The sequence below is a fragment of the Pseudomaricurvus sp. genome, from assembly GCF_965662505.1.
Taxonomy (GTDB): Bacteria; Pseudomonadota; Gammaproteobacteria; order Pseudomonadales; family Cellvibrionaceae; genus Pseudomaricurvus.
The window spans coordinates 1-12,408 of record NZ_CBFIHX010000105.1 but is presented as its reverse complement, the minus strand read 5'-3'; the positions used below and the strand labels follow the sequence as shown (position 1 = coordinate 12,408).

General features: G+C 50.6%; 11 protein-coding genes. 9 read left to right on the top strand and 2 right to left on the bottom strand.

Annotation, left to right across the window (positions count from 1 at the left end; genetic code table 11):
- The 6 genes from hrpA to ACTG33_RS13295 form a co-directional block, all read left to right on the top strand.
- On the top strand, window positions 1-3,149 hold a 3,149-nt coding region (gene hrpA / locus ACTG33_RS13320), incomplete at its 5' end, for an ATP-dependent RNA helicase HrpA (RefSeq protein ID WP_439135714.1).
- 332 nt (window positions 3,150-3,481) lie between these two features.
- Window positions 3,482-4,549 carry a porin gene (locus ACTG33_RS13315; protein WP_439135713.1) on the top strand — a complete coding sequence of 356 codons (1,068 nt, stop codon included), beginning with the start codon at window positions 3,482-3,484 and terminating at the stop codon, window positions 4,547-4,549.
- Between the two features lie 118 nt (window positions 4,550-4,667).
- Window positions 4,668-5,255, top strand: coding sequence for a hypothetical protein (locus tag ACTG33_RS13310; protein ID WP_439135712.1), 588 nt, complete (start codon window positions 4,668-4,670; stop codon window positions 5,253-5,255).
- A gap of 87 nt (window positions 5,256-5,342) precedes the next feature.
- The gene (locus ACTG33_RS13305; protein ID WP_439135711.1) at window positions 5,343-6,062 is read left to right on the top strand and encodes an MlaA family lipoprotein; all 720 of its coding nucleotides are present in this window, start codon (window positions 5,343-5,345) and stop codon (window positions 6,060-6,062) included.
- A 312-nt stretch (window positions 6,063-6,374) separates the two neighbouring features.
- Entirely contained in the window at window positions 6,375-7,562 is a 1,188-nt protein-coding gene (locus ACTG33_RS13300) for a SpoIIE family protein phosphatase (protein WP_439135710.1), read from the top strand.
- A 155-nt stretch (window positions 7,563-7,717) separates the two neighbouring features.
- Window positions 7,718-8,206, top strand: a complete 489-nt coding sequence (locus ACTG33_RS13295) for an STAS domain-containing protein (RefSeq protein ID WP_439135709.1) — start codon at window positions 7,718-7,720, stop codon at window positions 8,204-8,206.
- Here ACTG33_RS13295 and ACTG33_RS13290 read toward each other — a convergent pair whose 3' ends face one another.
- Both ACTG33_RS13290 and dusA read right to left on the bottom strand, forming a co-directional pair.
- On the bottom strand, window positions 8,207-8,662 hold the full coding sequence (locus ACTG33_RS13290; protein WP_439135708.1) for a TerB family tellurite resistance protein: 456 nt from the start codon (window positions 8,660-8,662) through the stop codon (window positions 8,207-8,209).
- A gap of 98 nt (window positions 8,663-8,760) precedes the next feature.
- The gene (dusA, locus tag ACTG33_RS13285; protein WP_439135707.1) at window positions 8,761-9,753 is read right to left on the bottom strand and encodes a tRNA dihydrouridine(20/20a) synthase DusA; all 993 of its coding nucleotides are present in this window, start codon (window positions 9,751-9,753) and stop codon (window positions 8,761-8,763) included.
- Window positions 9,754-9,926: 173 nt separating this feature from the next.
- On the opposite strand from dusA, the gene ACTG33_RS13280 reads away from it, so the two are divergent.
- The 3 genes from ACTG33_RS13280 to ACTG33_RS13270 all read left to right on the top strand — a co-directional run.
- Window positions 9,927-10,718 (top strand): S1 family peptidase, encoded by a 792-nt coding sequence (locus ACTG33_RS13280; RefSeq protein ID WP_439135706.1) that lies wholly within the window; start codon window positions 9,927-9,929, stop codon window positions 10,716-10,718.
- Complete coding sequence (locus tag ACTG33_RS13275) at window positions 10,719-11,198, top strand: low molecular weight protein-tyrosine-phosphatase (RefSeq protein WP_439135705.1); 480 nt, start codon at window positions 10,719-10,721, stop codon at window positions 11,196-11,198.
- A 36-nt stretch (window positions 11,199-11,234) separates the two neighbouring features.
- A partial coding sequence (locus ACTG33_RS13270; protein ID WP_439135704.1) for an FAD-binding oxidoreductase occupies window positions 11,235-12,408 on the top strand: 1,174 nt, incomplete at its 3' end.

The window sequence follows — 12,408 nt, the reverse complement described above, 5'->3', positions numbered from 1 at the left end:
CCGGGCGGACTTTCCCGGTGGATGTCCACTACCGTCCCATGGCGGATAAAGACGAGGATCTCTACGGTGCGATTACGGAAACTGTCGATGAAATTTTAACCACCGAGAAAAGCAGCACCCGTCGCGGTGGCGACATTCTGGTGTTTCTCAGTGGCGAGCGGGAGATTCGCGAGGCGGCTTTGGCGCTGCGCAGGGCGCAGTTCCCCCATGTTGAAGTGTTACCGCTCTATGCGCGTCTGAGTCTGGCGGAGCAGAACAAAGTCTTTAATGCTCACAAAGGCCGCAGGATTGTACTGTCTACCAACGTGGCAGAAACCAGTATTACCGTGCCGGGCATCCGCTATGTGATCGACCCCGGTCTGGCGCGCATTAGCCGCTACAGTTTTCGTTCCAAGATTCAGCGTCTGCCTATCGAGCCGATCTCCCAGGCCAGTGCCAATCAGCGCAAGGGGCGCTGTGGTCGGGTGAGCGAAGGGGTGTGTTATCGCCTCTACGACGAGCAGGATTTTCTCAACCGGCCGGAGTTTACTGACGCCGAAATTCTGCGCACCAATCTGGCGGCGGTGATTTTGCAAATGTTGAATATGCGCATTGGCGAAGTGCGTCATTTCCCCTTTGTTGATAAGCCCGATCAGCGGCTATTGAACGACGGTTTCAAGTTGCTGGAGGAATTGCAGGCGGTCAATAAGCAGGGCAAGGTCAATGGGCTGGGTCGACAGTTGATGACTTTGCCGGTGGATCCTCGCCTGGGGCGTATGGTGCTGGCGGGGGCCAAGCTGGGTTGTCTGCGCGAAGTGTTGATCATTGTCAGTGGCATGTCGATTCAGGACCCTCGTGAACGTCCGGCGGATAAAAAGCAGGCTGCGGATGAAAAGCATCGCCGTTTCAATGACGATCATTCCGACTTTATGGGTTACATCAACCTGTGGAATTATGTAGAGCAACAGCGTCAGGATTTGTCCTCCAGCCAATACAGTAAGTTGTGCAAAAAGGAGTTTCTGTCTTACTTGCGTCTGCGGGAATGGCGGGAAATCCACCATCAACTTCTCACCGCACTCAAACCGTTAAACCTCAAGCAAAATACGGAGTCGGCCTCCTACGACACCATTCATCAGGCGCTTTTGACTGGCTTACTGGGTTACATCGGCAACAAGGCGGAAGACAAGGAATATCTGGGTGCGCGCAATCGCCGCTTCGTGATTTTTCCCGGGTCTTCGCAAAGCAAGAAGTCTCCCAAATGGTTAATGGCGGGGCAATTGCTGGAAACGTCCCGCCTGTTTGCCCATCAGGTGGCCAAAATCGAGCCCAACTGGGCGTTGCAGGCTGCCAAACATCTGGTTAAACGCAATCAGTTCGAACCCCATTACGATGTAAAAACCGGTCAGGTGATGGCCTATGAGCGGGTGACACTCTATGGCCTGACACTGGTGGAAAAGCAGCGAGTCAGTTTTGGCGGTATCGATCCGAAAACCTCGCGGGAAGTGTTTATTCGAGCCGCGCTGGTGGAAGAGCGCTACCGAGGCAAGGGTCCGTTCTTTAAACACAATCAGCAGTTGATTACTGAGTTGCATGAGCTGGAAGCCAAATCCCGCCGCCGCGATATCCTTGTAGACGAGGAAGCTATCTACCGCTTTTACGACGAGCGGGTGCCAGTGGATATCGTCAACCTGGCGGGTTTTGAGCACTGGCGCAAATCCGTAGAGCTGGACAAGGAGAACCCGCAGCCGCAATTGTTGTATCTGACTCGGGATTACCTGATGCAGCACGATGCCAGCGCCATCACGGAAGCCCAGTTCCCGGCGGAGTTGAGTTGGCAGGGGCTGACTTTTCCTTTGAGCTATCACTTCGAGCCCGGTCATGCGGAAGACGGCGTCAGCATTCAGGTGCCTGTGGCTGCTTTGCATCTGGTGCCTGAGCACCGTCTGGAGTGGCTAATCCCCGGCATTCTGCGGGAAAAGTGCATCCAGCTGGTGAAGGGGTTGCCCAAGCAGTGGCGCAAGAACTTTGTGCCTGTGCCCAATTACGTTGATACCGCGCTGGCGTCCCTTAGCCCTGACGATGTGCCTTTAACGGAAGCATTGGGACATCAGCTGAAGCGCCAGACCACCATCGATATTCCTGAGGATCAATGGCTGCAGGTGCAGCTGGATGATTACTACCGCTTTAATATTCAGGTGGTGGACGAGCGTGGCAAGGTGTTGGCGCAAGGGCGGGATCTGGCGAGTCTGCGTGAGCGCTACCGGGATCAGCTGCAGCAAACTCTGAAGAGTAACGACGATTCCATTGAGCGCTCCGGTATTACCGAGTGGGACTTTGACGAGCTGTCCAAAGATATTCGCCTGAAACGGGCAGGGATGAGCATTACCGCCTATCCGGTATTAATCGACGAGAAAGACTCGGTGGCACTGCGTCTGAGTGATAACCCGCTGGAAGCGGAATACACCACCCGTCGCGGCATCACCCGCCTGGCCTTGTTGCATTTGCAGAGCAGCGTCAAATACCTGCGCAAGGAGTTGTTGAAAGGCAAGGATCTGGGGCTCACGGTGGTCTCCCTGGGTAAGCGGGATGCGGTGGTGGACGACATGATTATGGCGGCTGTCGCAGATGCCTGTTTTAGCGGTGAGATCCCGCGTACTCAGGAGACCTTCCTGGGTTGTATCGAGGCCGGACGGGATCAGATCACGGCTCGTGCCACAGAACTGGAAAAGCTGATGGTGACCGTATTGTCGGAAGTGGTCTCCATTAAGAAAAACATCAAATCCAATAAGAATGCTCTGGCGATTGCGGTGGCCGCGGGGGATATCAACCAACAGCTGCAGCGTTTAATCTACCCCGGCTTTTTGTATCAGACTCCACAGAAATGGTTGCAGCAATACCCCCGTTATCTGAAAGCCATTAATTTAAGACTGGAAAAAGCACCCTCCCAAATTCAGAAAGATAAAATCTGGACGGCGGAAGTGGATAGCCTTTGGGAGCCTTGGCAGCAGAGACTGGAGAAAGAGGGCGAGGCCAGTGTGTACGCCAATGATCAGCTGGTGCAATACCGCTGGATGCTGGAAGAGTATCGCGTCTCTCTGTTCGCTCAATCTTTGAAAACCCTGATGCCGGTATCGGAGAAACGCCTGAAAAAAATGTGGGCAGACACTTAACCCACAATTATTTCAATATTGTTACATGTGCATTCAATTCTTGATGTAAATGTCTATTTCCCAGGAGCCAGTAGGGGATTTACCCTCTGGCTTCACTTGGATTCTTCATAAGAATATTTATTTTTAAGCCTTTAGAAATAAAAAAAACCTTTTTTAAGCTCCCGTCATATTACTGAAATATTACCTGTTCAGAATGCCCCTCCATAACGTAATCACCGAGCAAGGGTTGCGTTTCAGACTTACTAACACTGTGTCTGTTGGAAGTGAATAAAAGCTCCAGCGACATTTATTTAGCGTGTCTATTACAACCAAAATATTTAGGGGATGACTCCATGAAAAAGTTACTTCTGCCAATGGCGATCGCTGCTGTAATGCCTACAACTGCTTTCGCAATGGGCGAAACCGACACCACGTTCTATGGAAAAATGAACGTGACTGCGGTTCACTCCAATTTTGAATCTTCCGTCGATGGTAATGACGAAAGTGGCTGGAATTTGAACAGTAACGCTTCCCGCGTAGGCTTCAAGGGAAAGACTGAGCTGTCCGAAGGTCTGTACGCAATCTACAAAGCTGAAGTCGAAGTGTTTGTTGATAGTGGTATTTCCGGTAGCAGCTCTGACGACCAAACCTTCAAGCAGCGTAACATCTACGTAGGTTTGAGCGGCAACTACGGTACTATCTTTGCCGGTCGCAGCGATACCGTTTTGAAGTTGTCTCAAGCTAAAGTGGATCTGTTTGGCGATCTGCAGGGTGGCGATATCAAAAACTGGATGTCTGGTGAAACCCGTTCCAGCAACGTCATCAACTACACCTCACCAGAAATGGCTGGTTTCTCTGTGTCTGTAATGAGCATCCTGGGTGAAGATGCCGGTGACCGTCGCGATGGTTTGCTGGACAGCTACTCAGCGGGTGTGACCTTTAAGCACGAAGGTCTGTACCTGGCTTTGGCGCGTGACGAAAACGTGAAGTCTGGCAGCTTTGAAAAGCAATTCCTGAACATCAACCGTTTTGTGGCTTCTTACAAAATTGGTGATTTGACTCTGGGCGGTATTTATCAGCAAGCCGAAGACGCTGATAACTACGATGACAACATCACCAATGCCACTAACTCTACTTACGACGAAGACAGCTACGTATTGAGCGCATCATACAAAATCGGCAACTTCAAGTTGAAGGCCCAATATGGTGAAGGCGAGTATGAAGTGAACGAGGTAGAAGTTGGTGGCAGCAGGTTTGACGACGAGTTTGAGCGTGAAGCATGGATTTTGGGTGTTGACTACAGTTTGGCCAAATCCACCAAGATTTACACTTACTACTCCAACATCGAGACCAGCGACAATCTGGTGTCCTACAGCGAAGAAGATGATGTCTTCGGTATTGGTATGGAGCACAAGTTCTAATCACGTGTAAACGCAATTAGAACAGGGAAGGGTGCTTCGGCGCCTTTCCTTTTTACAAAGCCTGTGATTTAGTCAGGCGATTACATCTATTGAAGTGATCATTTTTGTGGAGAAAATGATGAAAAAAATTACCTGGATTGCAATGGCCGTAGCCTGCACGTTTCAAATATCTTCCGCAGCTGTGTTCGCTGAGGATGTGAAGTGCGGTGAAGATGTCGACATGGCCGATAGCCTGGATTTCAGTAAGTTGCATATTGATTGCGACAACGATCCCGATATTGTTTTTGATCCTGAAGAGGGTACTAAACTCTTCGGTAAGCACACCAAAGCCATCGATACCTATGCTGCAGAAGAGAGCGCAGGTTCAGAAGCTGCCGCCCCAGCTCAGCAATTGGCTTACCGCGAATCCCCGAAAACCTCAGTGCCTCAGCAGGATTTGTCATCAGGCAAAGCCGCTGCAGCGGCGGTTACCGGTTCAGCGGCACAGAGTGCACTGAATCAGGCCGAGCAAGCTGCGGATAACGCAGGTGTCGCCTTTAACATTCGTGAGCCCTTCACGACGACCGGTGGCCCTGATTCTGCCCTGAAAGGCCTTTATGTCCAAATGGCGCATTACTGTCCAAATGGCTGGGAAAAGCTGAAAGAGTGGTCTGTCCCCAATCAGTCTGGCTATTATTTACACTATCAATTCCAGTGCGCCAAATAATATTCGCAAAATGGTCGGGTAGAGGCGCTTTGCCTGTCATCCGACCTGAGCTAAAATGGCTCTTCCGTTGATTGCAGGAGAGGCATTGTGGCATTGAAAGCCCGATTTATAACACTTACAGCAGGATTGCTGTTGCTTACGTCCAGCCAATACGGGATTGCTAATGACAGTTCCGAGATCGAAGACCCCTGGGAAGGGGTGAATCGTAAAATATTTGTCTTTAATGACACTCTGGATACTTACTTCTTGAAACCCATAGCCAAAGGCTATCGGGCTGTCACACCAGACCCGGTGGAAACCGGAGTCTCTAACTTCTTTTCCAATCTGTTGGAAATCAATAACGTCGTCAACGACCTTCTGCAGGCCAAGTGGGCCCAGGCTGGAAATGACACCGGTCGTTTGCTGGTCAACTCCACCGTGGGGATTGGCGGTTTGTTCGATGTGGCACAACACTTTGGGATGCCGCGCAGTGAGGGCGAGGACTTTGGGCAAACCTTCTCTGTTTGGGGGGCGGGCCAGGGACCTTATATTGTGGTGCCTTTCTTTGGTTCCACAACGCTTCGGGATGGGGTTGGCATGCCTTTTAATGCCTATGTTCACCCTCTGACTTTGGTGGATCATGTGCCTACCCGCAACAGCATCTATGCCGGTGATCTGGTAGATACCCGAGCTTCTTTACTGGACGCCGAAGATCTTCTCAGTGGTGACAAATACACTTTTATTCGTGATGCTTACTTGCAGCGTCGTGACTATCTGATCAACGACGGCACTGTCGAAGACAGTTTTGGTGATGACGGCGATTTCTGATTCAGCCAAATCAAGTGGGTGATTATTGGTTCGTGCGGTTACTTATTGACTGAGTAACCGCCAATTCTGTGCAGTAACTTAATAGTAATTCAATACAGTATCTTTTCAGCTATGCCTTCGGTGAAGCGCTTGCAGCGCCCGTGCTATGGGAGTAGTGTTGTCGCTTCTTTCTTTTCTGGCTATAAAAGACGGTTAGTGTTCCACCCAGTTTTCCTGAAACGCCATTCTTGGCGCATGAAGAAACCCAGAGGTGAGTGGCTATTAACCTTTCTGCCTGGTCAGTGTATGTCCCATAGGTGATACGGGTGGATCATGCCTCCAGAAAACCGCAAACTCCTCATCATTGATGATGACACCATTGTCAGACAGAGTGTGGTGGCCTACCTCGAGGACAGTGGTTTCGAGATGCTGGAAGCGGATCACGGAATCCAGGGATTAGCTCTGTTTCAGGAGCACGCCCCTGAGGTCGTCCTGACAGACTTGCGAATGCCCTCAATGGATGGCCTGCAAGTACTCGAAAAAATTCATCAGGCCTCGCCGGAAACTCCAGTCATTGTGATGTCCGGTGTCGGTGTCATGGGCGATGTGGTGAAGGCCTTGCGCCTGGGCGCCTCTGATTTTCTCATTAAGCCTCTCGTTGATATGGAAGTGCTCGTGCACGCGGTCAGCAAAAGCCTGGAACGGCGAGATCTACTGGCACAGAACCAGCGATACCGGGAAGAGCTGGAAGCAGCTAACAGCGAGCTTAAAGACCATCTGCGCACCCTGGAGAAGGATCAGCAGGCCGGTAGACGGGTTCAGCAACAACTATTGCCACCCACACCCGTGAAGCGGGGCGGCTACTGCCTTGAACACAAGGTGATTCCCTCACTGTTTCTCAGTGGCGATTTTATCGATTTGGGCTATTTTCAAGATCGCTACCTGTGCTTTTATCTCACGGATGTCTCGGGTCACGGTTCTTCATCCGCGTTTGCCACCATCTGGGTCAAACACGCCTCGGGTGAAATCGCCCGTAATTGGCAACTGTTCGATGGCTCCCGTTCGGTCTCGGAAGATCTCAATATTGCCTTGTCAGAGGTGAATCGCCTGCTACTGGAGACACGTTTGGGACACCATATGACTTGCCTGGTGGGAGTCCTGGATATACAGTTGCACCGCTTGCACTATGTGGTCGCAGGGCACCTGCCTTTAATGGCGATGCTGACTCCCGAGGGAAACCGGTTTCTGGAGGGCAAAGGGCGACCGCTGGGGCTGTTTTCACAACAGGAATGGCCACAATATGAAGTGGATTTTCCGCCTCAGTCGACATTATTGGCGTTCTCTGACGGTATACTGGAAGTGATGCCGCCGCAGGACTTGCTGGAAAAAGAGGATCATCTGTTGCACATGTTGACGGATGCCGGAGGTGGTCTGACGAATGTAATCAGGGCGCTGAAGCTGGACGCCATTGACGATGCGCCGGACGATATCGCCGTGCTCAGTCTTGTGCGTGGTGATTAGTTTTGTCTGTACGCAGTGAATAATCTTGCAGCAAGTCTGTAAAGACAGGAAAACTTTGTGGCAATGGCCGCAATATCCGGCGCGAAACTTGCGTGCCAATAGTAGATTTTTTGATTAGAAAGCCAAGGATGCTCATGCATCAATAGGTATCGGGTATGCAACAAGGCAAGATCTGGGTCGCTGACCACGCGGGCGTCTACGTGATTAAAATGGTAGGCGACGTCAGGCTGACACTGTGTATGTCTTTTGATCAGTTTATCAGTGCTATGTTTGAGGCGGATGATTTCGCGTCTATCATTTTTGACCTCACTCAGGCGGAAGCCATCGACAGTACCACTCTTGGGTTGATGGCAAAAATCTCCATTCTGGCTGAGCAGCGCAAACAGCTGCGGCCTGTCATTATTTCCACCTCTCCCGGAATCAATCGTCTGCTGGATACCATGGGGTTTTCAGAGATTTTCGACATCATGACTCAGCTTCCCGATAAGCTGCAGGTCAGTCAGTGTCTGGAGGCCAGCGAGATGGATGAGTGCACCGCGAAGAAAAAAGTGCTGGAAGCCCATAAGATTCTAATGGACCTCAATGAGCAAAATCGTGAGGTTTTTCAAGACCTTGTCAAAACCCTGGAAGACTCTTCAGCCTGATTAATCATCCATATCCATGGCGGCTTTTTTGGTGCGGATAAAATCCGTGTGCGAGACATAAATCAGTTCGCTGACGCGGCGAATGATGTGCTCTTCGTACTTGTCCAAATCGCCATCGGCAAAGGCAATACGCCACATACCCAGCAGCAGGTGGCATTTCTCCTCCTGACTGAACTCATCGTTAATGCAGCGGGTGAATTGATACAGCGAAGTGGATTCTTTGCTCTCCTGACGTGCCCGATCAATGAGTTTGTGTAAGGTGTCGTTATCCAGTGAAAACTGGCGGCGAAGCTCGCTAATCAAGGCCTGGGTTTCATCGTCATCAAAATGTTCGTCAATAGTGGCCACATCGATCATCAGGGCGGCAGCTGCCAGCTGTTTGGTGTCCATGGTGTCGATGACTTCTTCGTCGGTTTCAAGCAAGTCTGAAAAAAACGTTTTGAGTCCGGCAAGCATATACAGCCCCTGTCGTTAGTGGTGTGTTAAAACTCAAGTAAGTGATGTGTTAAATCTGAGTTGATCCGTTCGATGGCCCGATCAACTGACGCTAAGCGTCAAAAGTTGACCAAGGCGATGGCGTCTTCCAGCACTGCAATACTGGCGTCCGGCTTGTGGGCGTTCTCACTGATGTGGCGGCGGAAGCGCCGTGCACCGGGCAACCCCTGAAACAGCCCCAGCATATGGCGAGTCATGTATTTCAACAGCTGCCCTTCATTCATTTGTTCCTGACAATACTCGACAAACTGGGCGGCGATCTCTTGGCGCGACGCGATGTAGTGATCGTCCTGATAAAAGCGTTTATCCACCTCTGCCAGCAGGTAGGGATTGCTGTAGGCTTCACGGCCAACCATCACGCCATCCAGTCCTGTGACCTGTTCCTCACATTGTTCCAGAGTGTGCAACCCACCATTAATGACAATTTCCAGCTCAGGAAATTCCCTTTTCAACTGATGAACCATATCGTAACGAAGGGGAGGTACCTCCCGGTTCTCTTTAGGGCTCAATCCCTGTAGCCAGGCCTTGCGAGCGTGAACGATAAACGTCTTGCAGCCGGTTTTGGCGATGGTTTCCACAAAGCGGGCCATGCCTGGGTAATCTTCCATGTCATCAATACCGATTCGGTGTTTGACCGTGACATCAATGCTGACAGCGTCCTGCATGGCTTTGATGCAATCGGCTACTTTTTCAGGGTGTGCCATCAGAATGGCCCCAATCATGCCGTTCTGCACTCGGTCACTGGGGCAGCCACAGTTCAGGTTCACCTCATCATAGCCCCAATCTTCGGCCATCTTGCTGCGGGTTGCGAGATCCGTCGGGTTGCTGCCGCCTAATTGCAGGGCAAGGGGATGCTCATCGGGGTTATAACGTAAAAAGCGTTCCGGATCGGCGTGGATTAAAGCCCCGGTGGTGACCATTTCCGTGTACAACACCGCATGGCGTGAAATCAGCCGCCAAAGGTAGCGACAGTGACGATCGGACCACTCCATCATCGGGGCCACGGTAAAGCGGCGATTAATGGGCTTGTGCAGATTGGAGGGAATGTTCAAACGGGATACCACGGGTGATGTCGGTGAATTAGCTGACAATTATAGCGTTTTGGGCAGGGGTTCGGGAATGTTAGCGAGTGATCAGATGGCCGCAGATTTATAGCCGGGTAGAAGGTTATAAAAAGGGAGCATGCTATATTGTGAGAAATATACGGCTCTTCAAGGAATGAATTATGCGATTACCGACCCCGTGGACCTTGATAAGGATGGCTGCCATTCTCGCCATTTGCCTTGTCACTGGAGTGGCGTCTGCGACATCGCTGCCTGATACCATTGATCAGATGCGGGGCAGCATTGTGGCAGTGGGTACGATGCGCCCTGTGAAATCTACCAGGGGCAAGGGGCCTCCTCTAAAATTCATGGGCACGGGGTTTGTTGTGGGTAATGGCCAGCAAATTATCACCAACTTGCATGTACTGCCCGCCAAAATGGATGTCGATAGCGGAGAGGTGTTGGCGATTTTTGCCGGGCGAGGCGAATCGGCCAAAGCGACACCTGCAAGAATCAAAGCGGTAGATGCGGTTCATGACCTGGCTTTGCTGGAATTGGAGGGGCGAGGGCTCAAGCCTTTATCGCTAGCCGGAGATGCCTATGTACGTGAGGGGAGTGATGTCGCTTTTACCGGATTTCCCATTGGAATGATTTTGGGGCTGTACCCCGTGACTCACCGGGCTATGGTGTCGGCGATCACCCCGTTTGTGATTCCGGCGCACTCTACAGCGACCTTGACGCCTGAGCAGATCAAGCGCCTGCGCCATCCCTTTGAGGTCTATCAATTGGATGCGGGAGCCTACCCCGGTAGCAGTGGAAGCCCTTTGTACGATGTTCGAACGGGCAAAGTACTGGGTGTTCTCAACAGTGTTTTTGTTCAAAAATCGAAAGAAAGTCTTTTGCCTCAGCCGTCAGGCATCGCCTATGCGATACCGGTTCGGCATGTGAATAAGCTTATGAGTGATAATCCATAGATGTTAAAAGTATCAGTGTTGTTTGTCTGCCGTGCGAATATCTGTCGTTCGCCGATAGCAGAAGGCATTTTTAAAGAAAAACTCAAACAAAGTACGCTCGAAAAACACGTTAAAGTCGATTCTGCCGGGGTTCTGGCTTCATCTATTCGGTGTCGTCCAGACGCAAGAGCCCAGAAGGTGACTCTGGAGAACGGAGTTAACATTGCGAAATTGAAGTCCCGAAAATTCAGAGAAAAGGACTTTAAATACGACTATATCCTGGTGATGGATAGCCAGCAGCTCACATGGCTCAGTGAGAAATACCCTGATCTGTCTAAGGGCAAGGTTCATTTGCTCCGTAGTTACAGTAAGCCGCTGGAGAGTGAAGAGGTTCCTGATCCGTACTACGGAAACATTGAGGGCTTTAGAGCAATTTACCACTTGTTGGATTGTGCACTTGACGATTTCTTGGAGGCAATCAAGCAGGATGTTAAATCCTAAAAAATAAAAACGTTAGAAGCGCAGTGGGATTTGTTTATGGGACCTAATCTGGAACAGGCTTTATCCGAGTTTAAGCAGTTGTTGGGAGACGAATATGTACTCCGCGATGATGGCTTGCTTAAAAAGTATGAGACCGCAACCTTCAAAACCAGTATGACTATACCGGCGGTGCTCAAACCGGCTTCGGTGGCAGAGGTGCAAGAGTGTCTGCGTATCGCAAATCGGTATAAGACTCCGGTGTATGCCATTAGTAAGGGTAAAAATGTCGGTTATGGTTCAAGAGTTCATACATCGGATAACACCCTCATTCTGGAATTATCCCGTCTCAACCGGATTGTTACCTTTGATGAAGAGCTTGCTTACGTTGTCATAGAGCCCGGTGTGACGCAACAACAGCTGTATGATTTCTTGCAAGAGCAGAAATCAAATCTCTGGATGGATGCCACAGGTTCATTCACGTCGCACAGCATGATAGGTAACATCGCAGAGCGAGGATTTGGCCATACAACGGCAGCAGATCACTTCGCCCACGTGGGCGGAATGGAGGTGGTCCTGCCAACGGGTGAGCTGTTAAAAACCGGTTTCGGACGTTTTGATAATGCTAAGGCTCAAGGGCTTTATCGCTGGGGTGTCGGCCCTTATCTGGATGGATTGTTCACACAGTCGAACCTTGGGGTCATCACCCGTTTGACCTTGTGGTTAACCCCAGCCCCCGAATACTTTGAAAAATTCTTTTTTACCGTGGATAGAGAAGATCAGCTCAGTGACATTATCGACACATTGAGGCCTCTGCGCATGGACGGTACATTGCGCAGCGCGATGCATATTGGCAACGACTACAAAGTCTATTCCTCTATGAGCCAATACCCATGGTCGTTAACGGGGGGGCAGACGCCACTCTCAAGAGGTGTCATGGATGGCATTGTAGCAGGTGCAGATTTTGGCGCCTGGAATGGTTCTGGAGCGTTGTACGGGAACAAATCAGAAGTTCGGCGTGCTCGTAAAAAGATCAGAAGAGCACTCAAGGGTAAAGTGTCTAAAATTCAGTTTTTGAGTGAAGAAAAGTTTGCGTTGGCAGAAAAGCTCTCAAAACCTTATCAATGGCTGACGGGAATTAATCTGGAAAACGTTCTTAAATTACTTAAGCCAGTGTTTGGATTGACGAAAGGCGTACCCACGGACGATATGATTGCCAGTACCTACTGGCGCA